This is a genomic window from Mesorhizobium sp. M7A.F.Ca.US.008.03.1.1 (genome assembly GCF_003997495.1).
Classification (GTDB): domain Bacteria; phylum Pseudomonadota; class Alphaproteobacteria; order Rhizobiales; family Rhizobiaceae; genus Mesorhizobium.
Genome location: NZ_RZRU01000004.1, coordinates 251,819 through 276,088 on the forward strand (window position 1 = coordinate 251,819; position 24,270 = coordinate 276,088).

Annotated in this window: 23 protein-coding genes; 18 read left to right on the plus strand and 5 right to left on the minus strand. The window is 63.7% G+C overall.

Annotation, left to right across the window (positions count from 1 at the left end; translation table 11 throughout):
* The first annotated feature begins 30 nt into the window (after positions 1-30).
* The 5 genes from EOA16_RS09165 to EOA16_RS09185 all read left to right on the plus strand — a co-directional run bounded on the left by EOA16_RS09165 (position 31) and on the right by EOA16_RS09185 (position 4,987).
* Positions 31-927, plus strand: coding sequence for a LysR substrate-binding domain-containing protein (locus EOA16_RS09165; RefSeq protein WP_127257290.1), 897 nt, complete (start codon positions 31-33; stop codon positions 925-927).
* Positions 928-1,047: 120 nt separating this feature from the next.
* Positions 1,048-2,142, plus strand: a complete 1,095-nt coding sequence (locus tag EOA16_RS09170) for an ABC transporter ATP-binding protein (RefSeq protein WP_127257292.1) — start codon at positions 1,048-1,050, stop codon at positions 2,140-2,142.
* Positions 2,143-2,209: 67 nt separating this feature from the next.
* Positions 2,210-3,325: an ABC transporter substrate-binding protein gene (locus tag EOA16_RS09175; protein ID WP_127257293.1), complete on the plus strand. Its 1,116-nt coding sequence runs from the start codon at positions 2,210-2,212 to the stop codon at positions 3,323-3,325.
* Positions 3,326-3,350: 25 nt separating this feature from the next.
* Positions 3,351-4,184 carry an ABC transporter permease gene (locus tag EOA16_RS09180; protein ID WP_013532644.1) on the plus strand — a complete coding sequence of 278 codons (834 nt, stop codon included), beginning with the start codon at positions 3,351-3,353 and terminating at the stop codon, positions 4,182-4,184.
* The gene (locus EOA16_RS09185; RefSeq protein WP_027162976.1) at positions 4,184-4,987 is read left to right on the plus strand and encodes an ABC transporter permease; all 804 of its coding nucleotides are present in this window, start codon (positions 4,184-4,186) and stop codon (positions 4,985-4,987) included. The genes EOA16_RS09180 and EOA16_RS09185 overlap by 1 nt, the downstream gene beginning before the upstream one ends.
* On the opposite strand, the gene EOA16_RS09190 is transcribed toward EOA16_RS09185, so the two are convergent.
* A complete protein-coding gene (locus tag EOA16_RS09190) occupies positions 4,984-5,772 on the minus strand; it encodes a fumarylacetoacetate hydrolase family protein (protein WP_127257295.1) in 789 nt (262 codons plus the stop codon). The two genes, EOA16_RS09185 and EOA16_RS09190, sit on opposite strands and share 4 nt — an antisense overlap.
* 116 nt (positions 5,773-5,888) lie before the next feature.
* Here EOA16_RS09190 and EOA16_RS09195 point away from each other — a divergent pair, with 116 nt between their 5' ends.
* The 9 genes from EOA16_RS09195 (at position 5,889) to EOA16_RS09235 (ending at position 13,926) form a co-directional block, all read left to right on the plus strand.
* A complete protein-coding gene (locus EOA16_RS09195) occupies positions 5,889-6,473 on the plus strand; it encodes a DUF3168 domain-containing protein (protein ID WP_245455891.1) in 585 nt (194 codons plus the stop codon).
* 175 nt (positions 6,474-6,648) lie between these two features.
* Positions 6,649-6,951 (plus strand): hypothetical protein, encoded by a 303-nt coding sequence (locus EOA16_RS09200; protein WP_127257297.1) that lies wholly within the window; start codon positions 6,649-6,651, stop codon positions 6,949-6,951.
* Between the two features lie 100 nt (positions 6,952-7,051).
* Complete coding sequence (locus EOA16_RS09205; protein WP_013532639.1) at positions 7,052-7,717, plus strand: response regulator transcription factor; 666 nt, start codon at positions 7,052-7,054, stop codon at positions 7,715-7,717.
* Positions 7,701-9,134, plus strand: a complete 1,434-nt coding sequence (locus EOA16_RS09210) for an ATP-binding protein (RefSeq protein ID WP_127257298.1) — start codon at positions 7,701-7,703, stop codon at positions 9,132-9,134. The genes EOA16_RS09205 and EOA16_RS09210 overlap by 17 nt, the downstream gene beginning before the upstream one ends.
* Positions 9,135-9,318: 184 nt before the next feature.
* Positions 9,319-9,756 carry a hypothetical protein gene (locus EOA16_RS09215; protein ID WP_013532637.1) on the plus strand — a complete coding sequence of 146 codons (438 nt, stop codon included), beginning with the start codon at positions 9,319-9,321 and terminating at the stop codon, positions 9,754-9,756.
* A 93-nt stretch (positions 9,757-9,849) separates the two neighbouring features.
* On the plus strand, positions 9,850-10,989 hold the full coding sequence (gene ccmI / locus EOA16_RS09220; protein WP_127257300.1) for a c-type cytochrome biogenesis protein CcmI: 1,140 nt from the start codon (positions 9,850-9,852) through the stop codon (positions 10,987-10,989).
* 8 nt (positions 10,990-10,997) lie between these two features.
* Positions 10,998-11,441 (plus strand): cytochrome c maturation protein CcmE, encoded by a 444-nt coding sequence (ccmE, locus tag EOA16_RS09225; RefSeq protein WP_127257301.1) that lies wholly within the window; start codon positions 10,998-11,000, stop codon positions 11,439-11,441.
* 32 nt (positions 11,442-11,473) lie between these two features.
* Positions 11,474-13,465, plus strand: coding sequence for a heme lyase CcmF/NrfE family subunit (locus EOA16_RS09230; RefSeq protein ID WP_127257303.1), 1,992 nt, complete (start codon positions 11,474-11,476; stop codon positions 13,463-13,465).
* Positions 13,462-13,926: a cytochrome c-type biogenesis protein gene (locus tag EOA16_RS09235; RefSeq protein WP_127257305.1), complete on the plus strand. Its 465-nt coding sequence runs from the start codon at positions 13,462-13,464 to the stop codon at positions 13,924-13,926. Before EOA16_RS09230 ends, EOA16_RS09235 begins: the two co-directional genes overlap by 4 nt.
* Here the strand turns inward: EOA16_RS09235 and EOA16_RS09240 are convergent.
* Together EOA16_RS09240 and EOA16_RS09245 are read right to left on the minus strand one after the other, a co-directional pair.
* A complete protein-coding gene (locus EOA16_RS09240; protein ID WP_127257306.1) occupies positions 13,923-14,231 on the minus strand; it encodes a type II toxin-antitoxin system RelE/ParE family toxin in 309 nt (102 codons plus the stop codon). The genes EOA16_RS09235 and EOA16_RS09240 overlap by 4 nt on opposite strands.
* On the minus strand, positions 14,228-14,497 hold the full coding sequence (locus EOA16_RS09245; protein ID WP_127257308.1) for a CopG family ribbon-helix-helix protein: 270 nt from the start codon (positions 14,495-14,497) through the stop codon (positions 14,228-14,230). Before EOA16_RS09245 ends, EOA16_RS09240 begins: the two co-directional genes overlap by 4 nt.
* Before the next feature lie 199 nt (positions 14,498-14,696).
* Here EOA16_RS09245 and EOA16_RS09250 point away from each other — a divergent pair, with 199 nt between their 5' ends.
* A complete protein-coding gene (locus EOA16_RS09250; protein WP_127257309.1) occupies positions 14,697-16,250 on the plus strand; it encodes a Do family serine endopeptidase in 1,554 nt (517 codons plus the stop codon).
* A gap of 192 nt (positions 16,251-16,442) precedes the next feature.
* On the opposite strand, the gene EOA16_RS33495 is transcribed toward EOA16_RS09250, so the two are convergent.
* Positions 16,443-16,565: a hypothetical protein gene (locus EOA16_RS33495; protein WP_281035832.1), complete on the minus strand. Its 123-nt coding sequence runs from the start codon at positions 16,563-16,565 to the stop codon at positions 16,443-16,445.
* 34 nt (positions 16,566-16,599) lie between these two features.
* Here EOA16_RS33495 and EOA16_RS09255 point away from each other — a divergent pair, with 34 nt between their 5' ends.
* The 3 genes from EOA16_RS09255 (at position 16,600) to EOA16_RS09265 (ending at position 21,806) form a co-directional block, all read left to right on the plus strand.
* Entirely contained in the window at positions 16,600-17,274 is a 675-nt protein-coding gene (locus tag EOA16_RS09255; protein ID WP_023812818.1) for a response regulator transcription factor, read from the plus strand.
* Positions 17,275-17,379: 105 nt separating this feature from the next.
* Entirely contained in the window at positions 17,380-18,858 is a 1,479-nt protein-coding gene (locus EOA16_RS09260) for a HAMP domain-containing sensor histidine kinase (protein WP_127257311.1), read from the plus strand.
* Complete coding sequence (locus EOA16_RS09265; RefSeq protein ID WP_127257312.1) at positions 18,858-21,806, plus strand: bifunctional [glutamine synthetase] adenylyltransferase/[glutamine synthetase]-adenylyl-L-tyrosine phosphorylase; 2,949 nt, start codon at positions 18,858-18,860, stop codon at positions 21,804-21,806. The genes EOA16_RS09260 and EOA16_RS09265 overlap by 1 nt, the downstream gene beginning before the upstream one ends.
* Positions 21,807-21,931: 125 nt before the next feature.
* On the opposite strand, the gene EOA16_RS09270 is transcribed toward EOA16_RS09265, so the two are convergent.
* A complete protein-coding gene (locus tag EOA16_RS09270; protein ID WP_127257314.1) occupies positions 21,932-24,253 on the minus strand; it encodes a PAS domain-containing sensor histidine kinase in 2,322 nt (773 codons plus the stop codon).
* Positions 24,254-24,270: the final 17 nt, after the last annotated feature.

The following is a 24,270-nucleotide window of genomic DNA, read 5'->3' on the forward strand; positions in this document are numbered from 1 at the left end:
TTCGTGCAAATTCGGTTCACCTGAGGCTCCTTGCGCATACCATCGACACAAGCGCTGCGCGCGCTCGACAGCTTCGCCCGGCACGGCAGCGTCTGGCGCGCCGCCGACGAGTTGCACCTGACCCGCAGCGCTGTCAGCCATCAGCTTCGCCTGCTGGAGCGCGACCTCGGCTTCGACCTGCTCGAACGCATCGGCAAGGGCGTGGCGCTGACGCCGCGCGGCCAGCGCTACGCCAGCGACGTGCGCAAGGCGCTCACCGTTCTTGGCGATGCGGTGACGCGCGATGCCGGCACCGGCGTCGGCGGTTCGTTCGCCGTCAGCTGCACGCCCGGCTTCGCCTCGCTGTTCCTGTGCACCCATATCGGCGAGTTCCGGCAGATGTATCCTGACGTGGCGCTGCGCATCCTGACGCCGCGCCGGCTCGACGATGTCAGCAACGCCGATGCCGATGCCTTCATTGCGTTTGGGGTCGGCAATTGGCCGAACCGGGCGGTCGAACCGCTCTGCGAAATCTCGTTTACGCCGCTCTGCAGCCCGACGCTGCTCAACAAGATCGGCGGTTTCTCCCGGCCGTCCGACGTGCTGCGCGCCAACCTGCTGCATCTCGATGACACCGAGGATTGGGCGCGCTGGCTGGCGCTGTCCAAGGTGGAAAACCCCGATATCGAGGGCGGCATCTTCTTTTCGGACATGAACCTTGTCTTTTCGGCGGCGATTGCCGGCCAGGGCATCGCCATGGGCGACGAACTGACCAGCCGTCGGGCTCTGAGCGAGGGCCGGCTGGTCAGGCCGTTCGATATCGCGATCAAGTCGCCGCGCTCCTATTTCCTGGTCTCCGAACACGCCAAGGTTTCGCATCCGGTGCTGGAAGCGTTCGCGGGATGGCTGCGGTCGAAACTCCTGGAGAACCGCATTCTGCCATATTGAGGGCAGGGCGGCGGCCTCTCGCCATAGATGAATGGAATTTGCCGATCACGCGAAAACTATTCGGTTGCGGTGAGCCGGCACCCTGCCTACGATTTCGACAAGCGTTAGGGAAAGGGCAGTATGCAGCAACCCGGCCGTGCCGCAGAGATCAAGGCAATCGGGATCGGCAAGAGCTTCGGCTCGTTCCGTGCGCTGGACAATCTGTCGCTCGATATCGGTCGTGGCGAGTTCCTGACCCTGCTCGGGCCGTCCGGTTCGGGCAAGACCACCTTCCTGATGATCCTTGCCGGCTTCGTGCCGCCGACCGAGGGCAAGCTGTTCAGCGACGGCGTCGACATCACCGACCGACCGGCAGAGCAACGCGCCGCCGGCATGGTGTTCCAGGGCTACGCGCTGTTTCCGCATATGAGCGTCGAAGCCAACATCGCCTTCCCACTCAAGGTGCGCAAGAAATCGGCCGCCGACATCAAGCGCCGCGTCGGCGAGATGATCGAGCGCGTCGGCCTCAAGGGCCACGAGAAAAAACTACCGGCGCAACTGTCGGGCGGCCAGCAGCAGCGCGTGGCGCTGGCCCGCGCGCTGGTGTTCGAACCGGGCGTACTGTTGCTCGATGAGCCGTTCTCGGCGCTGGACAAGGGCCTGCGCGGCCAGATGCAGGCCGAAATGAAGCGGCTGCACCAGGAGACCGGCACCACCTTCGTCTTCGTCACCCATGACCAGAGCGAGGCACTGGCGCTGTCGTCGCGCGTCGCCATCTTCAACCACGGCAAACTGCTGCAGGTCGGAGCGCCCGACGAGGTCTACGACCGGCCGGACAACCGTTTCGTCGCCGAGTTTCTCGGCGAGATCAACATGCTGCCGCTGAAGGGCGTCGAGCCCGCCGGCAATGGCTCGACCGGCCTCTGCGAAGACCGCACGGTCTCCATGCGCTGCAAGGCCGAGGCGGTGCGCGGAGATGCAATCCTGGCGATCCGGCCTGAATACATGTCGATATCAGGCGAGGCGGCAGCCGGCGAAAACGGCATCGCTGCGACAGCGACAAACTCCACCTATCTCGGCGCGGCAACGCGGCTCGACCTGACGACACGGCAAGGCGCCAAGGTCACGGTCTCGGTGCCCAACGAGGTGGCCGCCGCCGCCCTTAGCAAGGGCAATTCCGTCTGGCTCACCTGGCCGGCGGAAAAGGGTTTCCTCCTTCCGCATGGAGGACAATGACGAACGGTGTGGAGACACGCGCATACCGCTTTCCGGTACTATCAATGACAAAAAAAGGGGAACTGACATGACAAACGACACCAAGAAACAAGCCATCGAGAGCCTGTCCGCCAGGGCGGGTCGCGGCGAAATCTCGCGCCGGCAGTTCACGCAGCTGGCGGCACTCGTGCTGGCCGGCACGCCGATGCTGCTGCGCTCGACCGGTGCCTTTGCGCAGGCCAAGGAACTGGTGCTGGTCAACTGGGGCGGCGATGCCATCACCGCCTACGATGCGGCCTATGGCCAGGCCTTCACCAAGGACACCGGCATCACCGTCAAGATGGACGGTTCGGGTCCGACCGAAGGCGCCATCGCCGCGCAGTTCAAGAGCGGCGCGCCGACCTGGGATCTCGTCGACGTAGACCCCTTCTCGGCCATCACGCTCGGCGCCCAAGGGGCTCTCGAGCCGATCGATTACAACATCGTCGACAAGAAGAAGATGCGGCCCGGCTTTGGCTGGGAATACGCCGCCTCGACCTATTTCTTCTCCTATGTCATCGCCTATGATTCCGAGAAGTACGGCAAGGACGCGCCGACCGGCATGGCCGATTTCTTCGACGTGAAGAAATTCCCCGGCAAGCGCTCGCTCTACAAATGGGGCGTATCGAGCTGGGAAGCGGCGCTGCTGGCCGACGGCATCGCGCCTGCGTCGCTCTACCCGCTCGACCTCAAGCGCGCCCATGACAAGATCGCCGCCTTCAAGGAAAATGTCGTTGCCTATTGGGGTGGCGGCGCCGAAAGCCAGAGCGTGCTGCTCAACGGCGAGGCCTCGATGGCGATCGTCTGGTCGACCCGCGCTTCACTGATCGAGCAGGATTCGGGCGGCAAGATCAAGTTCATCTGGGACCAGGGCCTGATCTCGCCCGGCGCGCTGGCCGTGCTCAAGAACAACCCCGGCGGCAAGGACGCGGCGATGAAGTTCATCGCCAGCGCCCAGGACCCTGAAAAGCAGTTGGTCATGTTCGACAAGCTCGGCCAAGGTCCTGCAAACCCGGCGGCAGACGCGCTGATCCCGGCCGACAAGAAGCGCATCAACCCGGTCGATCCCGAGAACATGAAAAAGCAGATCGCGCTCGACATGGACTGGTACGCCAAGAACTACGGGCCGGCGCTCGACGAATACACCAAGATCATCTCGGCCTGACCAGGGCTGGGATAGTCGGGTCGACATGAGATCCTATCTCTCCGACAGGATGGGCGCGGCGCTGTTGATGGCGCCGCTGCTCCTGTTTCTTGTCCTGGCCTATGCCTGGCCGTTCCTCGGCGTCGTCAAATGGAGCTTTACGCTGCCGACGCCGGGGCTCGGCCAGTATGAGGCGCTACTCACCGATGATCTGGTGCAGTCGGTCTTCATTCGCACGCTGCGCATCGCCGCGGTCGTCACCGTGGTTTCGGTGGCCGCTGCCTACGCCATCACCGTCGTCTGGGTGCGTGGAACCCCGGCACAGCGCCTGATCGCCGAGTTCTGCATTCTCGTTCCCTTCTGGATTTCCGTGCTGACCCGTGCCTTCGGCTGGGTGGCGTTGTTGTCCAACCGCGGCCTGATCAACACCTGGCTGCAGGCGATCGGCTTCATTTCCGAACCGTTGGCGCTGGTGCGCAACGAATTCGGCGTCATCGTCGGCATGACGCATTTCCTCATTCCCTTCGCCGTCTTCCCGCTGGCATCGGCCATGCGCAGCCTCGACGACCGCGTGCTCCTGGCGGCGCGCGGGCTCGGCTCCAGCCGCATGCGCACCTTCTGGACGGTGTTCGTGCCGATGACGCGCTCCGGCATCATCGGCGCGGCGATGATCGTGTTCGTCTTCTCGCTCGGCTTCTTCGTCACGCCGGCGATCCTCGGCGGCGGCCGCAGCGTCATGATTGCCGAGTTGATCTATCTCAGGATATTCCAGAGCCCGGACTGGGGCTTGGGTGCAGCGATCAGCGTCGTGCTGGTGCTGTTCGTCGGTGCGCTGATGGCGCTTTTGTTCCGTTATGTCAGACCAAAGCAGTTGATCTGATGCCGACCTATCGCCCTGGTCCCGTTTCGCTGATCATCGCCGCCTTCGTGGCATTGTTCCTGCTGATGCCGCTGCTCGCCGTCATCCCGGTGTCGCTGACGCCGAGCCGCATGCTGGCGATGCCGTCGGGCGAACTGTCGCTGCGCCACTACCGGGCGCTGATCGAGGACCCGCGCTGGCTCCAATCGATCCTGCTCTCGATCCGCATCGGTGTCGTCAGCAGCGCTTTTTCTACGGTACTGGCACTGTGCTTCAGCCTCGGCGTCTGGATGTTTCAGCCGCGCTTCACTGCGGCACTCGTCGGCTTCGTGCTGCTGCCGATGGTGGTGCCGCCGGTGGTCTCGGCGATCACGCTCTACTTCCTTTTAACCTCGATCTCGGGCTTCAGCGCGTTCTTCGGCTACGACACCTGGCTGGGCGTCGCCATGGCCCATTCGGTGATGACCGTCCCTTTCGCCACCGTGCTGATGCTGGTCTCGCTCAGCCAGCTCGACCGCCGCATCGACCTTGCCGCACGCGGGCTAGGTGCCACGGTCTGGGAGCGCGCCACCCGCATCATCATGCCCAACATCAAGTTCGGTATCGTTACCGCCGCACTGCTCTCCTTCGTCCTGTCCTGGGAAGAAATAGGGGTCACTTTGTTTATCACTTCGGTCAACGCCATCACGCTGCCCCGGCTGATGTGGATGGGCTTGCGCGACAACATCGACCCGGCGATCGCTGCCCTGTCGGTGATCCTGATCATCATCACCGTGCTGGTGCTGGCGGTGCGCAGTTTCGTTGCCAGGCAGCGCGGAGCCTAGACAAACCGCACGGAGACACGGCCAAACCTGCCTAGATCGCCGGTGACTTCGTCGCCGGCCTCGACGCCTATCGGCGTCACGCAGGTTCCCGTAATCACCACCTGTCCCGGCTGGAGTGCTATGCCCAGCCCCGATAGTTCATTGACAATCCAGGTAAGCGCGATGCGAGGATCGCCCAATACGGCTGCTCCCGATCCGCTATGTTGCGACCTTCCGGACACGGACGCGGCCACAGGGTGCTTTGCAAGATCCACGTCGCGCCAGTCGTCTTCTGCCGCCTCGCCGATGACAAACAGATTGGCGCAGGCATTGTCCGCAATGAGCTGCGGCGCCCCGACGGCGCAGAAATCGTCATAGCGCGAGTCCGGAATTTCGATCGCCGGGTGCAAGGTCGCCACGGCTTCCATCACCTCGGCGATTTCATAGGGTGCCGGACGAGGCGGCAGAAGGCTGCCGAAACGGAAAGCGAACTCGATCTCGGCCACGCGCATCTTGCTCGTCGCCAGGGAAACGGTCCCGCCGACCTCCACCGCTTTTTCGGCCAGGAGACGTCCGGCCATCGGGCCGTCGACGTTGATGTGCCTTTGTCCGGCCAGACTGGTCGCGGCAATCTTCCAGCCGAAAAGTGGGGCCACCGGGCGATCCATGACATGCGACTGGATGGCGTAGCCTTCGAGCCGTGTTTGTGGGCGCAACTTCTCGGGTATGGCGTCGAGACGGGTGCCCTTGTCCCAGTGGCCTACCAACAACCGCGACGCGGCCCTGGTCTCTTCTGCATCGAGCATCATCAGCTTCCGAAATTGCTTCGTGGATCAAAACCGGCAAGGAAACATCGCGTCATGCGACGCTGTATGGAGCGAGAATATGTGACCAGGAATCGAGAGTCCATGTTCACGGCGCGGTGCCCGCCGACGATGGCGTTGGCAAAGTCGCCCTTTCGAGATCATCGGCATCCATCCTTCCGATGACGAATCGCCATCGCCTCCGCGCGTCGAATGGCTATATCTGTCAGAACACGCAAAGCGCGGACAGGCTTCCGAAAAGCAATAGTCGGCAGCGCAAGAACTGGAGGAAAACGATGACCGCGCCAGGCGATTTACAGCAGGCACTGTTTCTCAGGCTGAAAAGCGATGCATCGCTGTCGGCCTTGCTGGGCGGCGCTGGATTGCTCGAACGGCCAACCGACAATGCCGCTTTTCCGTACGTGACCTGGGGCCATACCTCCGCTTTTGACTGGGATACGGGCACCGAGAACACCGACGATCAGTTGATTACGCTGCATGTCTGGTCGAAAGCCCATGGCGACGCCGAAACGCTGGCCATCATGGCCGCCATCCAGGCGCGCCTTGCCGACGCAGCATTGGTGATCGGCCCTCGCGGCCAGACACGGCTGTCGCTGGAATTTGCCGAAGCCCGCCACGACGAGGATCTGCTCGTGCATCACGGGCTGCTGCGTTTTCGCGCGATAACGCAGGAAAATGCCTGATCCGCTTTCAATATAGCCAAAACGGAGTCTAGATTGGACTTTCGCGGGATTTCACCTGTTCGAGGTGGTGAAATTCCAGGTTGACTGTCTCGCGTTGCAGGGGTGTGGCGAGGATGTTTTCAGCGGCGTTCACCGTTCATTTCACGTTCAGCACCGATGCGTTACAACGCCGGTCATGAAAACGCTTCGTTCCCACTTCCGAACCGCGACACTGGCGCTTTGTGCTGCCGGGCTGTTCGCGTCGCAGGCGATGGCGATGCCGGTCATCGCGCCGCCCGAGCTGGCCAGTCCGATCGTACTGGCGGCGTCCGATTGCTACGCCATCGGCCAACAGGTGGCCGAGCAGAATGGCGGAACGCTGGCCAAGGCCTCCCAATCGACGCGCGGCGGTCAGCCTGTCTGTGTCATCGTCGTGCTCGTTCCGGGCAAGGACGGACAACGTCCGCGCCGTTCCGAAATCGTCGTTCCTCTGAACTGATCCAATCAACCTTAGGCTACGTTTCCCAGGCCGCCGGAATCGGCCTATATCTGCCCCAGTCTTCAATCTGACAAAGCTCTCAACAGGTATCGAACTCCGCATGCGTGTACTCGTCGTCGAAGATGACAAGGATCTCAATCGGCAGATATCGGATGCGCTGGTCGATGCCGGCTACGTCGTCGACCGCGCCTTCGACGGCGAGGAAGGCCATTTCCTCGGCGACACAGAACCCTATGACGCCGTCGTGCTCGATATCGGCCTGCCGCAGATGGACGGCATCAGCGTGGTCGAGCGCTGGCGACGCGGCGGCCGCAAGATGCCGGTGCTGATCCTGACGGCGCGCGACCGCTGGAGCGACAAGGTCTCCGGCATCGATGCAGGCGCCGATGACTACGTCACCAAGCCGTTCCACATCGAGGAGGTGCTGGCAAGGTTACGGGCTCTGATCCGGCGCGCTGCCGGCCATGCGTCGTCCGAACTGACCTGCGGGCCGCTGCGCCTCGACACCAAGGCCTCCAAGGCCGATGTCGGCGGCGTGCCGCTGAAACTGACGTCGCACGAATTCCGCCTGCTTGCCTATCTGATGCACCATATGGGCGAGGTCGTCTCGCGGACCGAACTGGTCGAGCATCTCTACGATCAGGATTTCGACCGCGATTCCAACACCATCGAGGTGTTTGTCGGGCGGCTGCGCAAGAAGATGGGCATCGACATGATCGAAACCGTGCGCGGCATGGGCTACCGCATGCGTGAGCCGGAGGCGTAACTCGGAACCGCTCAAACCAACCGCAAGGACGCCGCTTTCGCTGCGTTTGTGGCCGCGTTCGCTGACGTTCCGCGTCATCGCCTTTTCCACGGTCTGGGCGATCGTGACGCTCGTTGTCATCTTCACCTTGATCACCACCCTATACCGCCAGGCCAGCGAGCGCGGCTTCGACAGCCTGCTTTCGGCGCATCTGTTCAACCTCATCGGTTCGATCGGCATCTCCGACAGCGGTGCGCTGACGGGCGCGCCAGATCTCGGCGACCTTCGGTTCTCGGAGCCGAATTCAGGCTGGTACTGGTCGGTTGAGCCTGCTTCGGAGGGCGTGCATGGCGATCTCCACTCGTCCTCGATGACCACGACGATCCCATCACCGAGCGTTGCCGAGGTGCCGTTCAACGCCAGCTTCCAGCGCAGCTACGCGGCCGATGGCATCGACGGCGAGCAACTCGAAGTGTTCGAGAGCGAATTCGTTCTCGACGCCAAGAACCGGGCCGCGCGTTTCCGCGTCATGGGCAACCAGAGCGAGCTCGAACAGGAAATCGCTACCTTTCAGCGCCGCCTGCTGACCTATCTCAGCCTGTTTGGCGTCGGCATGATCGCCATCAACGCGATCGCCATCCTGCTCGGCCTGCAGCCGCTGCGCCGGGTCAGGAACGCGCTCGCCATGGTGCGTGAGGGCACCGCCCAGAGGCTCGACGGCCGCTTCCCGGCCGAGATCGAACCGCTTGCCAACGAAACCAATGCGTTGATCGAAAACAACAGGCGCATCGTCGAGCGGTCTCGAACCCAGGTCGGCAATCTCGCCCATTCGCTGAAGACGCCGCTGGCGGTACTGCTCAACGAGGGCCGGGCGCTTGGCGGCGCCAAAGGACAGCTGATCGCCGAACAGGCCGCTTCCATGCAGAAGCAGGTCGAGCACTATCTCCAGCGCGCCCGTGTCGCGGCGCAACGCGACAGCGTCGTCTACCGCACGCCGGTGACGCCGCTGGTGCAGCGCATGGTGCGGGTTCTGCAGAAGCTCAATCCGCAGACAAATCTGTCGCTGTCGCTGCCGGCGGCCGAGATCGTCTTCGCCGGCGAGCGCGAGGACCTTGAGGAACTGCTGGGCAATCTCCTTGAAAACGCGATGAAATGGGCAAAGAGCGCGGTGCAGGTCTCGGTCGTGCCCTTGACCGGCAAGGACGACCCGGCCGGCCTGTTCGAGATCGGCATAGAGGATGACGGTCCGGGCATTCCCGAGGACAAGGCGCGCGAGGCGCTGAAGCGCGGACGGCGTCTGGACGAGACAAAGCCCGGAACAGGTCTGGGCCTGGCCATTGTCGCAGACCTCGTCAACGAGTATGGAGGCGTTCTGGCGCTCGAACGATCCGGTATGGGCGGATTGAAGGCGGTGGTGCGATTGCGGAGCCTTCAGTGATGTTCACCAGAGCCAATCGACATAGAGGGACGGGAGATGTTATTGGCGGCATGTCCATTGGTCCCGCAGCGGCCAGCGGCCAAATTTCCGACAAATATCAATACTATGGCCACGCCGACTTCTCGATGACGCGGCCCCCGGCGCATCCATGGCAGGCTCCAACTCAAGAAAACCGGTTGTTGGCATGAAGATTCGCGTCGCTCTTGTTTCCGCATTGCTGGCTGTTTCCGGCTGCACCACCTTGAGCGGCAAGGGTCCAACCGTGGCAGCGACACCGGCCTCGACACCTCCTTCCAGCGGCAAGGTGACCACGACGATCATTTCGGCGATGGGCGGCGGCCTCATCAGCGGGGCGATCGGCAACGGTCTCAGCGAGACCGAGAAGCGCAGCGCGCTCGAGGCTGAGTACAAAGCGCTGGAATACACGACCAGCGGCCAGAAGGTGACGTGGAAGGGCGCCCAGGCTTCGCGCTACGGCGAGGTGGTTCCGGCCCAGCCCTATCGCGTCGGTTCGCAGGACTGCCGCCAGTACACGCAGACGGTGTTTTCCGGCGGCGCCGGAGTCACGGCGCGCGGAACCGCTTGCCGCAACGCCGATGGCAGCTGGACGCCGCTGACCTGACGACCGTCTGCCGATGATTGGCGGCTGGCGTCGTCAAAGCGTCGCAGCATGCATCTGTTGGCACGGCAGAGCTCTGCCGTTATTGGAAGAACCATGCTGTTCTGGGTCATAGCCGCCATTCTCACGCTGGGTGCAAGCCTGGCGGTGCTGCTGCCGCTGGCCGCCAGCGTGAAGGGCGCGTCGTCGAGCGGCGAACATGATCTCGAAGTCTATCGCGACCAGTTGTCCGAGCTCGACCGCGACGCCGCGCGTGGCTTGATCCAGCCGGCAGAAGCCGCCGAGGCCCGCACCGAGATCGCTCGCCGCATCCTTCGCCTTGACAATGCGGGTGCCGCCGGCGGCGCAACCGCGGGCCGAGCGTCGGTCACGGCAAGGCTGGTGGCAACCATAGCCGTGCTGGCGGTGCCGCTGGTCAGTTGGGGGCTCTATGTCAAGCTTGGCTCTCCCGACCTGCCGTCGCAACCGCTCAGCGAGCGGTTGGCCAAGAATCCCGCCGACAGTTCGGTCGACGAACTGGTGGCGCGGGCCGAAGCCCACCTGGCCGCCAATCCTGCCGACGGCAGGGGCTGGGACGTGCTCGCACCGGTCTATCTGCGCATGCAGCGCTTTTCCGACGCGGCGGGAGCCTATCGCAACGCCATTCGGCTCGATGGCGACAGCGCCGTTCGCCAGGCCGGTCTCGGCGAAGCGATCGCCAGCGCGGCAGGCGGCATTGTCTCGGCCGATGCCCAGGATGCTTTCGAGGCAGCCCTGAAGCTCGATCCGGCCAATGCGAAGGCGAGTTTCTACCTGGCCATGGCGCTGGCGCAGGAGGGGCGCGCCAAGGAAGCGACCACGGCATGGCAGGCGATGCTGGGCAGATTGCCGCCGGACTCGCCATGGCGCGGTGCCGTCGAGCAGGCGCTCGCCAAATCCGGAAGCTCCGACGTCGCCTCCGGCGGCGCCACCAACGGTCCCGATGCTGGCGATGTCGACGCCGCATCCTCGATGTCGCCGCAGGATCGGGAGACCATGATCAATACGATGGTCGCCGGCCTCGACGACAAACTGCGGCAAAATCCGCGCGACCCGGAGGGATGGATGCGGCTGGTTCGTTCCTATGTCGTGCTCGGCAAGGCCGATCAGGCGCGTGAGGCGCTCGGTCGCGCCATTGCCGTCTTTGGAGCCGACAGTGACCAGGCAAAGAAATTCACCGCCTTTGCCGCTTCGCTTGGGCTTGCGGCGACGGAGTAGAACAAGACATGACGCGCAAGCAGAAACGATTGTCGGTGATCGCGGGCGGGCTGGTCTTCCTGGGTGCCGCGACCGGGCTGACTTTTTACGCGCTTGGCCAGAAGGCCTCCTATTTCTATATGCCGGCCGATCTCACCACCGCCAGTGTCCAGCCTGGCCAGCGCATCCGGTTGGGTGGATTGGTCGAAAAAGGCACGATCCAGCGCGGGCAGGGGGCCACCGTGGGCTTTTCCGTGACCGACACGCACAAATCGGTCAAGGTCACCTACACCGGCATCCTGCCCGACCTTTTCCGCGAAGAGCAGGGCGTCATCACCGAGGGTACTTTCGGCCCGGACGGGGTTTTTGTTGCCGATAGCGTGCTGGCCAAGCATGATGAGCGCTACATGCCCAAGGAGGTTGCGGACGGCCTCAAGGCCAAGGGCGTCTGGCAGGAGAGCAAGAGTGAATAGCTCCGGCAGGAGAGCGACAGTGGATCACGGGCATGGTTGAAACCGGACATTTCGCCCTCGTCCTGGCGTTTGCGCTTTCGCTGGTGCAGACGGTCGTGCCGTTGTTAGGCGCCCGCCTGAACAACCAGCGCCTCATGGCCGTCGGCGGTCCTGTCGCCGTGACCGGCTTTGCCTTGACGGCGCTGTCTTTCGCAGCACTGGCGAGTGCCTATGCAAGCTCCGATTTCTCGGTGGCAAGCGTGTGGGAAAACTCGCATTCCTTGCAGCCGTTGATCTACAAGATCACCGGAACCTGGGGCAATCATGAAGGCTCGATGCTGCTTTGGGTCCTTATCCTGACCTTTTTCGGCGCCCTTGTCGCGGCTTTCGGCTCCAACCTGCCGGCGACGCTGCGCGCCAATGTGCTTGCGGTGCAAGGCGCCATCGGCGCCGCCTTCTTCCTGTTCATCCTGGCCACGTCCAATCCGTTCATCCGGCTCAACCCGGCGCCCATCGAAGGCCGCGATCTCAACCCGATCCTGCAGGATCTCGGCCTCGCCATCCACCCGCCGTTTCTCTATCTCGGCTATGTCGGCTTCTCGATCTGCTTTTCCTTCTCGGTCGCCGCCCTCATCGAAGGCCGCATCGACGCGTCCTGGGCGCGCTGGGTACGGCCGTGGACGCTGGTCGCCTGGATGTTCCTGACCGGCGGCATCGCCATGGGATCGTACTGGGCCTACTATGAACTTGGTTGGGGCGGTTTCTGGTTCTGGGATCCGGTCGAGAACGCATCCTTCATGCCGTGGCTGGCGGGCACCGCGCTGCTCCATTCGGCCATCGTCATGGAAAAGCGCTCGGCGCTGAAGATCTGGACGCTGCTGCTCGCCATCCTGACCTTTTCGCTGTCGCTGCTCGGCACCTTCCTCGTGCGTTCAGGCGTGCTGACCTCTGTGCACGCCTTTGCCACCGATCCGACGCGGGGCGTGTTTATCCTGTGCATCCTGACGCTGTTTATCGGCGGCTCGCTGGCGCTGTTTGCGCTGCGTGCTTCCCGATTGACGACCGGCGGCCTGTTCCACCCGATTTCCCGAGAAGGGGCGCTCGTCCTCAACAATCTGTTCCTGACGACGGCGACGGCGACCGTCCTCGTCGGCACACTCTATCCGCTCGCCGTCGAAGCCTTTTCAGCCGACAAGATCTCGGTCGGCGCGCCGTTCTTCAATCTCACCTTCGGACCGCTGATGGTGCCGCTGCTGCTCGTGGTTCCGTTCGGGCCGTTGCTGGCCTGGAAGCGCGGCGATGTCTTCGCCGTCGCGCAGCGCCTGATGGTGGCCTTTGCAGCGGCGCTGCTGGCGACGCTGGTCACCGCTCTGTTCCTCGACGGCGCCTCGGTGTTCGCAGCCCTTGGCGTAGGCCTTGCCGTCTGGCTGATCCTTGGCGCGCTCACCGATCTCGCCGTCAAATCCGGCTTTCGGACCGTCGCAACAGGGGTCATGGTCCGGCGCTTGCTCGGCTTGCCGCGCTCGGTCTTCGGCACTGCCTTCGCTCACCTCGGCCTCGGCCTGACCACGCTCGGCATCGTCGGCACACTTTGCTTCGGCACCGAAAAAATCCTGTCGATGCATGCCGGCGAGACCGTCGAACTGTCCGGCCATACACTGCGTTTCGTCGGGCTCTATCCGGCCCAGGGACCGAATTACGCTGAGGACCGCGGCCGCTTCGAATTGATCGGCGTCAGCGGCAGTCCTGTCGGCGAAATCAGCTCGGCCAAGCGGTTTTATCCGGTGCGGCAGATGACGACGACGGAATCCGGCATCAGGACCATCGGCTTCTCCCAACTCTACATCTCGCTCGGCGACGAGGGCAAGGACGGGTCCGTCGTCGTGCGTCTGTGGTGGAAGCCGCTGGTGACGTTGATCTGGGGCGGCGGCCTGATGATGATGGCGGGCGCGGCGATGTCGCTGATGGACCGGCGCCTGCGCGTCGGCGCGCCGTCGCGGCGGCGCAAGCAGGCGAGCGCGTTGCCATCCGCGACCCTGCCATGAACGCACGGCTGTCGCTGGCCTCCATTATCCTGCTGCTGGCGCTGTTTTTTGCCGGCACGGCCTTGGCGGTGAAGCCTGACGAGATGCTGCCTGATCCCGCGCTTGAGGCGCGGGCTCGGGCGCTGTCGGAAGGCTTGCGCTGCATGGTCTGCCAGAACCAGTCGATCGACGAATCCGATGCCGACCTTGCCCGCGACCTGCGCGTCCTTGTGCGCCAGCGCCTCGTCGCCGGCGATACCGACCAGCAGGTGATGGATTACGTCGTGTCGCGTTACGGCGAGTTCGTATTGCTGAAGCCGCGTTTCGACCTGCGCAATGCGTTGCTGTGGGGCACACCTGTCCTGCTGTTGCTGGTGGGCGGCGTTTTCATCGTGCTGACCGCGCGGTCGCGCCGCTCGACGGCAACCAATGCGCTGACCACTGAGGAGCAGGCGGCGCTGGACAAGATACTGGGCAATTAGCTCGGCCATTCCTCCGAGGGCCAGTCCCGCGATGTGTGAATGACGCGCAGGATAACGACGCTCTGACGGCCACCGATCGGGCGCAACTCATAGGCAATGATGTAGGGCAGGCGGCCGACGAACTTCTCATAGGTGCCTGTTACTCGGCCTGGCCGGCCCGTCGCCATATCACCAAGGCCCCGGCCCATTTCACGAATACGATCCGCCAGGCGTCGGGCGGCAGCAGGATTGTCCTGAGCGATAAAGGCAACTTGCTGCTTGAGATCGTCCAGCGCTTCTCGCGACCAGGCGACGAACCGCTTCACGCCTTGCCCAAGCGCCTGGCTTCCGCCGATTCGATGACCGCGTCGATTTCCGCCATGGCATCGTCGTGAGGCACGACACGGCCGGCCGCCGCATCTTCAATGCCGCGTTTGATGCCTTCAATAATATCGAGTTCGCGATCGACGTAGGCCGAGACCGCCTCTGCGGCGAGGAATGATTTGCTACGCCGGGTGTCGGTGGCGATCCGCTCCAGCTTCAGCTTGGTTTCGGAAGAGACCCGGATGGTCATGGTGGTGCTTGCTGCCATTTATGAAAGCCTTGTGCTGAGTTGTGTACAAGATAGCACATCGGACATCGCAGCCAAGGGGTTTGTGCGTCCGCTGACCCCCGCAAAGATTACCAAAGTTTCATGTGTCGGAAATGGCGCTGTAATGTGTGCCGCTCTAATTCTCTTTTCCTGAGGATGCCGATCAAGCAGCGTCCGTTTGAAAGAGGATAAGAAATCCATGAATATTGCCCCCAATTCATATTCCGTCACCCGCAAGCGTCTCCTGGCTGCCGTCGCATCTGTCGCTGTGGCCGGTGTGATCGGCGTCGGCGCGATGACCAGCGGAACCAGCCCTGTTCTGGCCGATGCCGTGCGCGTCGAGGCGCCGCAGGTACCTGGCTTCGCCGATGTCGTCGAGCGCGTTTCTCCCGCTGTTGTCAGCGTCAAGGTCAAGGCCAAGATCAGCCCGGCCGCCGATGACGGCTCCGACCCGTCCGACGACCAGGATGGCATGAACAACCTGCCGAACAATCCGCAGCTGCGCCGCTTCTTCAAGGAATTCCGTGGCTTTGGTGACCAGGACGGCCAGGGTGGCGGCAACAGGCGCTTCAGCCACCGCGACCGCAACAACGGCCAGCCGCGGCCGGTTGCCCAGGGATCGGGCTTCTTCATCTCGGATGACGGCTATCTCGTCACCAACAACCACGTCGTTTCGGAAGGCTCGGCCTTCACCGTGGTGATGAATGACGGCAAGGAACTCGACGCCAAGCTGATCGGCACCGACCCGCGCACCGATCTCGCCGTGCTCAAGGTCGACGGCGTCGGCAAGTTTACCTATGTCGACTTCGCCGATGACTCCAAGGTTCGCGTCGGCGACTGGGTGGTGGCCGTCGGCAATCCGTTCGGCCTCGGCGGCACCGTCACCGCAGGCATCGTCTCCGCCCGCGGCCGCGACATCGGCGCCGGCCCCTACGACGACTTCATCCAGATCGACGCCTCGGTCAACCGCGGCAATTCGGGTGGCCCGACCTTCAACCTCAACGGTCAGGTCGTCGGCATCAACACCGCGATCTTCTCGCCGTCCGGCGGCAGTGTCGGCATCGCCTTCGACATTCCCGCTTCGACCGCCAAGCAGGTCGTTCAGGACTTGATGAAGAGCGGTTCCGTGCAGCGCGGCTGGCTCGGCGTCGAAATCCAGCCGGTTACGTCCGACATTGCCGAGTCGCTTGGTCTGAAGTCCAACAACGGCGCGCTGGTTTCCAGCGCCCAGGACGATGGTCCCGGCAAGAAGGCCGGCATCACGGCCGGTGACGTGATCACCCAGGTCGAGGGCAAGGACGTCGCTTCGCCGAAGGAACTGGCCCGCCTGATCGGCGCCTACTCGCCCGGCAAGTCGGTCGATGTCACGGTGTGGCGCGACGGCAAGAGCCAGACGGTCAAGGTCGATCTCGGCAAACTGCCCTCGAGCGACAAGCAGGCCTCTGTCGACCAGTCGCAGCCCGCCGCCCCGGCAAAGCCCGACACGCTGGCCGATCTCGGCCTGACCGTCACCAAGTCCGAAAACGGCAAGGGACTGGTGGTGACCGACGTCGATCCCGACAGCGATGCCGCCGATCGCGGCATCCAGCCGGGCGACGTCATCACATCGGTCAATTCGACCGAAGTGAACGGCACCGACGACGTCACCAAGGCGATGACCGAAGCAGTCAAATCCGGCCGCAAGGCAGTGCTGATGCAGATCACCCGCGACGACACCAATCGTTTCGTCGCGCTGCCCGTCGCCAAGGGCTGAGGTCGGTCCCGGAGCGTTCTCGGCCTTTCCAAGGTGGGTGAGGGCGTTCCGGCGGCAAGTTGGACTTTTCCAGTGCGCCGGTTTCAACACCCCAAGCCGCCGTACGGGAAAGCATGGAGGAGCGCGCGTTAGTCAGTCATCGCGCCTTCCCCCGGCGGCAGCGGGCTTCCCATCGCCCGCTGCCGCACACTTTCAAAAGCGCTTCAGCGATCCGATGCCAACGACATCGGCAGCGAGCAGCTTTATCGCGCACTGCCTTGAGCGATCTTGATCGCGATGCGCTTTGGCAAAGGCCACAATGCAGATGTCTGCCACTCAACCTTCCGGCGAAATCGCGTATAACAGCCCTATGAAGATTCTCGTCATAGAAGACGATCGCGAGGCTGCGGATTACTTGCAGAAAGCCTTTGCCGAGGCCGGTCACACCGCGCATGTCGCCGGTGACGGCGAAACCGGCTTTGCGCTCGCCGACGCCGGCGACTACGACGTGATGGTGATCGACCGGATGATGCCGCGTCGCGACGGCCTGTCGGTCATTGCCGGTCTCCGGTCCAGGGGCAACACGACGCCGGTGCTGATCCTGTCGGCGCTCGGCGAGGTCGATGACCGGGTCACGGGTCTGCGCGCCGGCGGCGACGATTACCTGACAAAGCCCTATGCCTTCTCCGAGCTTCTGGCCCGCGTCGAGGTGCTGAACCGCCGCGCCAGCGCCAAGGAAGCGGAAACCGTCTACCGCGTCGGCGATCTCGAACTCGACAGGCTGTCGCATTCGGTCCGCCGTGCGTCACGCGAGATAACGCTGCAGCCGCGTGAATTCCGCTTGCTCGAATATCTGATGCGGCATGCCGGCCAGGTGGTGACGCGCACCATGCTGCTGGAAAATGTCTGGGACTACCATTTCGATCCGCAGACCAATGTCATCGACGTCCATGTCTCCCGGCTGCGCGGCAAGATCGAGAAGGGCTTCGACAAGCCCATCCTGCATACGGTTCGCGGCGCCGGCTATATGCTGAAGAGCGGCTAGAGCATGATGCCAAAAAGTTGCAGACTTTTTGGATAAACATCATGTGCAAAACAATGGGTTAGAGTGAAATGTTGATTCCATACTCTTGCATTTCACTCTGACGGCATGGCTCTTTCCGTGCCAGCCATCATGAAGACGACGGCAGCGCGGCTTTCGGCGCTCTACTTCCTGCTCTTCGCGCTCTGCGCGGTGGCGCTCGTCTTCTACATGACCTCGCTGTCGGCGCGAATGCTGACCGCGCAGACACAGGAGACCATCAATGACGAAGTGCTCGGCCTTGCCCGCGCCTATCAGCGCGGTGGCCTGCCGATCCTGGTGCGCGTGGTGGAACAGCGCTCGCGCCAGCCCGGCGCCAACCTTTACCTGATCGCCGACGCCAACGGCCAGATCCTGACCGGCAATGTGCAGAGCCTGGAGCCGGGTGTTCTCGAGAACGAAGGCTGGACCAGCAATCCGTTCTCTTATCAGCGCTTTGGCGAGGGGGAGCTGGAGCGCCTGCGCAACCTTCCCGCCGAGCAGGGCGCCACCACCCAATCCGAGCAGAACGATGCGCAGGCGCAGGGCGAAAAGGGCCACAACGCCATTGCGCTGGTGCTGCGGCTGCCGAACCAGATGATCATGCTGGTCGGCCGCGACCTCGGCGAGCCGGAACGGTTTCGTGCGGTCATCCGCCGTGCGCTGATGCTGGCGCTCGGCATGATGGGGCTGGGCGGATTGCTGATCTGGTTCTTTGTCGGCCGCGCCGCGCTGAAGCGCATCGACAGCGTGTCGGAAGCCAGCCGTCGCATCATGGGCGGCGATCTGTCGGGCAGGCTGCCGGTGACTGGGGTTGGCGACGAGTTCGACCGGCTCTCCGAAAATCTCAATGCCATGCTGGCCAGGATAGCCACGCTCAACGAAGGCTTGAAGCAGGTTTCCGACAACATCGCGCATGATCTGAAGACGCCGCTGACCAGGCTCCGCAACCGCGCCGAAGCGACGCTTTCGGGCAAGCAAAAGCCCACCGACTACCGGCAGGCGCTGGAAGGCACCATTGCCGAGTCGGACCAGCTGATAAAAACCTTCAACGCCATCCTGATGATTTCCCGGCTGGAGGCTGGCTACTCCTCGGAGAACACCAACCGCGTCGATCTGGCGGAGGCCGTGCGCGATGTCGTTGAACTCTACGAGCCGGTGGCGGAAGAGGCAGGTGTGTCGCTGGAAGCAGACGCGCGCGAGGCGGTGTCCGTCAACGGCAACCGCGAACTGATCGGCCAGGCGCTGTCGAACATCGTCGACAACGCCATCAAATATTCGACCGGCGCCACCGCCCAGCCGGCGGTGCGCGTTACGCTTGAGCGAGCCGGTGCGGACGTCCGCCTGTCGGTTGCCGACAATGGCCACGGCATTCCAGACGATGGCGACCGCGCGCGTGCCACGGAACGCTTCGTGCGGCTGGAGAAGAGCCGTTCGCAGCCGGGTTCCGGTCTTGGCCTCAGCCTCGCCAAGGCGGTCATGACATTCCACAATGGCCGGCTTGAACTCTTGCCTGGCAATCCTGGATTATCCGTGGTCATGAGTTTCCCAGCACGGGAGGATCACTGATGAGCACGGCTGCGAGGGCGAAAAATTGGCTGCTGAAGCCGGCTGCCAGGCTTGCCCCGCTCGACAAAGACCGTGCGCGGCTGGAACTGGCTGAGATCGCTTCCGCCGCACGTGAAGAAGGCTTGACGCGGCTGGCCAAGTTCATGGCCGGCAAAGGGGAGGGCCAGGATTTCCTCGCCGCCGTCTTCGATCTGTCGCCATTCCTGCGCGATATGGCACGTCGCCGTCCGCAAATCCTGGATGGGCTGTTCGACCAGCCCGTCGAGGCTCGGCTGAAAGCGATCGGCGCCGCCATCGACCAGGCGCATTTGGCGGAGACCCTTTCGGAATCCGGCCTGATGATGGAGTTGCGCCAGTGGAAGGCGGAGGCGCATTTCCTGATTGCGTTGGCCGATCTTGCCGGCGAGGCCGAAACGGCGCTGACGGTCCGGCGGTTGAGCGACCTCGCCGACGCCTGCACCCGTGCGGCCGTCGACTTCCTGCTGCGCGATGCGGATAGTCAGGGCAAACTCAAACTGCCGGACGTCGGCAATCCGTCGAAACAGTCGGGCTGGGTCCTGCTCGGCATGGGCAAGCTCGGCGCGCATGAGCTGAATTTCTCCTCGGACATCGATCTGGTGGTTTTCTTCGATCCGGAAGCACCAGCGGTCGTCGACCCGCTCGACGCCACCGAATTGTTTTCGCGCCTGACGCGCCGCCTGGTGCGCATCCTGCAGGACCGCACCGAGCATGGATATGTCTTCCGCACGGATCTGAGACTGCGCCCCGACCCCGGTTCGACACCGCTGGCGATCCCGGTTGAGGCTGCACTGCGCTACTATGAGGCGCGGGGCCAGAACTGGGAGCGCGCCGCCATGATCAAGGCACGCCCGGTGGCCGGCGATCTGGCCGCGGGCGCTGCCTTCCTCAAGGAACTCCAGCCCTATATCTGGCGCAAATACATGGACTACGCGGCGATTGCCGACGTCCATTCGATCAAGCGCCAGATCCATGCCCACAAGGGCCATGGCGAGATCGCGGTAAAAGGCCACAACGTCAAGCTCGGCCGCGGCGGCATTCGCGAGATCGAGTTCTTCGTCCAGACCCAGCAGCTCATCGCCGGCGGACGCTTCCCTGAATTGCGTGGCCGCGAGACCGTGCCGATGCTCGGCCAGCTCGCCGCACGCGGCTGGATCACCGCTGAGGCGCGCGACGCACTGGCCCGCCAGTACTGGTTCCTGCGCCGCGTCGAACATGCCGTGCAGATGGTTGCCGACGAGCAGACGCACACGCTGCCGGAGGATGATGAAGGCTTGGAGCGCATCGCCCGCATGCTCGCCTTTGCCGATGCCTCTGCCTTTTCCCAAGCGTTCCGCGCCTCGCTGCAGCAGGTCGAACGCCACTACGCGGCACTGTTCGAAACAGCACCCGAACTTTCGACAGGCATCGGCAATCTCGTCTTCACCGGCGATGTCGACGATCCCGATACGCTGCAGACCTTGCACGGCCTCGGCTTTCAGCGGCCAAGCGACATCTGCCGCGTCATCCGAGGCTGGCATTTCGGCCGCTATCGTGTCACCCAGTCGGCGGAGGCACGCGAGCGGCTGACGGAATTGACGCCGGCGCTGCTGCGCTCCTTCGGCCAGACGCGCCGGGCCGACGAAGCGCTGATGCGCTTCGACGAGTTTCTCGCCGGCCTGCCGGCCGGCATCCAGCTGTTTTCCCTGCTGCAGTCCAATCCCGCCCTGCTGAAGCTCCTGGCGACGATCATGGGTGCCGCGCCCCGGCTGGCGGCGATCATCACGCGCCGGCCGCATGTCTTCGATGGTCTGCTCGACCCGGCCTTGCTGACGGAGCTACCGGACCGCGCCTATCTGTCGGCGCGACTTTCCGCCTTTGTCGAGGGTGACCGGCTCTATGAAGACGTGCTCGACCGGCTGCGCATCTTTGCCTCCGAGCACAAATTCCTGATCGGCGTCCGGCTGCTCGCCGGCTCGATCGATCCGGCGCGCGCCGGCCGCGCCTTTTCCGATCTGGCGGATCTCACCATCGAGGCTGCGTTGCAGGCGGTGACGGCCGAGTTCGCGGCGCGCCACGGCACCATTGCCGGCGGCGTGGTTTCGCTGCTCGGCATGGGCAAGCTCGGCAGCCGCGAGCTGACCGCCGGATCGGATGTCGACCTGATCCTGCTCTACGACCACGCGCCGGATGCCGAAGAGTCCGATGGCGACAAGCCGCTGGCGCCTTCGCATTACTACACCCGCATGACGCAGCGGCTGATCGCGGCCGTGTCGGCGCCGACGGCGGAGGGCGTGCTCTACGAACTCGACCTGCGCCTGCGGCCATCCGGCAACAAGGGTCCCGTGGCCACCCATATCGATGCCTTCAAGAAATACCAGCGCCAGGAGGCCTGGACCTGGGAGCACATGGCGCTGGCCCGCGCCCGCGCCATTGCCGGTGACGCCAGCCTGTGCGGCGAGGTTGAAGCGGAAGTGGCGGCGGTCCTGGACCAGCCGCGCGATACGGCAAAAGTGAAGGCCGAGTCCGCGGACATGCGGACCATGATCGAGAAGGAAAAGCCGCCGCGCGACCTGTGGGACATCAAGCTGATCCCCGGCGGCCTGATCGATCTCGAATTCATCGCCCAGGTGGCTGTCATCACCGGGCAGGTCGGGGCCGGGCCGCGTGTTACCGGCACGGCCGAGATCCTGTCGCGCCTTGCACCCAGCTTCGCCGATGCCGGGATCAGGCAAGAGCTTGGCGACGCCTACGCACTCTATCTGGCATTGACCCAGATGACGCGGCTGTGCCTCACCGGAGCCTTCGAACGCGACGACGTTCCGCCGGGACTTTCGGATCTGCTTCTGGCGGTGACCGACCTGCCGGACTTCGGTGTGCTGGAAGCACACCTCAAGGAGACGTCGCAGAAGGTCAGGAAAGACTTCGACCTTTTGCTTCGTACGGGATGACCGTGAAGCAGGGTCAGCTTTTGCGACCTTCTTCCGCACCTTGTTGGTGCTCTCTCAATCGTCTCACCTCACCTCGCGACCGTTCCGGAGGGAAATGGCGTCAGGCTGGGATGGCGATGAAATCCTCAGGCCGCGACCCTGATCGCCGGCACCGCCTTCTTCACCGGAATACGCACCGACACGATCGTGCCGACACCTTCGCTCGACCGGATCTTCAGCGCGCCGCCCTGAAGCTCGGCCAGCGAACGTGAGATGGCAAGGCCAAGGCCGGACCCGGCATGGCTCTTGGAGAACTGGTTCTGCACCTGTTCGAAGGGCCGTCCGAGCTTACCCAGCGCCTCCTTGGGGATGCCGCAGCCATTGTCCTCGATCGTCAGCACCAGCGCGCCGGATGTGTTGCGGGCCCTGACCGATATGTGGCCGCCCTGGCCGGTGAACTTCACCGCATTGGACAAGAGGTTGATGACGATCTGCTTGATCGCACGGCGATCGGCGACCAGCGTCAGCGCGTCGGCGATGCGTGTTTCCACGGTGATGGCCTTTTGCGCCGCCTGCAGCGAGACGACGCGTACGGTTTCGCTGATCAGCGGGCCGAGGTCGATCTCTTCCCGGTCCAGCGAGAACTGGCCAGCCTCGATCTTGGACATGTCGAGAATATCGTTGATGACGCCCAGGAGATATTTGCCGCTGCTGTTGATGTCGGTGGCATATTCCTCGTAACGCTCCGATCCGAGCGGGCCGAACAGCCCTTGTTCCATCAGTTCGGAGAAGCCGATGATCGCGTTCAACGGCGTGCGCAACTCATGCGACATGTTGGCCAGGAATTCGGATTTGGCCCGGTTCGCCGCTTCGGCGCGTTCGGTTTCCTTCATGTATTTGCGGTTGAGGTCGACCAGTTCGCGCGAACGCTCCTCTTCGGCCCGGCGGGCGAGGCTGAGGTCGTGGATCGTTGCCATCAGCCGTCGCTCGCTGTCGACCAGCTTCTCCTGGTGCAGCTTGATCTGGGTGATGTCGGAACCGACCGAGACGATGCCGCCGTCCCGGGTCTTCAGTTCGTTGACCTGCAGCCAGCGGCCATCGGCCAACTGCCGCTCGAAAGTGGCGCCGCCCTGCAGGCCGCTGGTGTGGGCAAGCCGCCGTTCGGAAGCAAAGGCCAGCATGCGTTCTTCCAGCGCCGCGCGCGCGGTGCCCGGCATCACGTCGCGGTCCGAAAGCCCGTTGTCCTGCTGGTATTTGGAATTGCACATGATCAGGCGCTGCGCCGAATCCCACAGCACGAAGGATTCGTTGATGTTCTCGATCGCCGTTCTGAGGCGAAGGTCGGCAGCCTCGGAACGCAGCGCCAGATGACGCTGTTCGGTGACGTCGACGGCGATACCGATCAGCTGGATCTCCGGGGCCTCCGGATCGATGACCTGTGCCCGCGCGCGCATCCATACCCATTGGCCGTCGGCATGGCGCATGCGGAACACCTGGTCGATGTGATCGATCTCACGTGCGACGATTCTGTTGGCGAGCTCGAACAGGTCGCCGTCCTCGGGATGGATGATCTGATCGACCTCGCCGAAGGACAGCATCGTGTCGCAGGGCTTGTAGCCGAGCATATCGTACATCGAGCGCGACCAGTACATCTTGCCGCGCACCATGTCCCAGTCCCACAGGCCGCAGCGGCCGCGAACCAAGGCCATGTCGATGCGCTGATGCGCTTCGAGGTAGATGCGGTCAGCCGCCTGCGCACGTGCCGCCTGGCCGAAATAGGCATAGAGGATGACGATCAGCACACCGGCCGTCAGCACGAACAGGGTGACGTTCAGCGAAACAGTCTTGCGCCAGGCATCGAAAACCGCGTCCTGCGGCACCAGGGCCGCCGATGCACCCTTTCCGCCATTCGCCAGGCTGACCGCCGCGTACCAATCCCGTCCGTCGATGTTGACGTCCATGACGCCGGCACGATCACCGAACATGAACAAGGGCTGGCCGCCCTCGACGAGGCCGTCGAGCGAATGGCCCTGCCATGGCATGGAGCGAGGCGTCACCGCGACGATCTTGAAAGCGCTGTCGGTGATGACAAGCACATGGCTGCGGCCCATCGCGCCCTGACGGCTGGTGGTCTCCAGCAGATCCTGTATGGCGCCGGGCACCGTTTCCGAGGTGGTGGCGAGCGAACTGGCCAGCTGGCCCGCCGCCAGCGTCAGGATCGCCTTGGCACTGCGCTCGACATCGTCGCGCTCGTTCATCAGCGACAGCACGCGCAGCGCCGCGATGACGATCAGGAAGGTGATGATGAGGACGGGTATCGATCGGCGCAGCAGCGGCTCGGCGGCCAGGAGCCGCCGGTAGGCCGGTTCGGCGATGAGCCGCGTATTCCCGGCAAGACCGTCGCCGCGCGTCTCGCGATGCGCAAAAACCGTCCCTCCGGGCGCGCCCCACGCGTCCGCCTTCGCCATAAATGGCACTCCCCGAA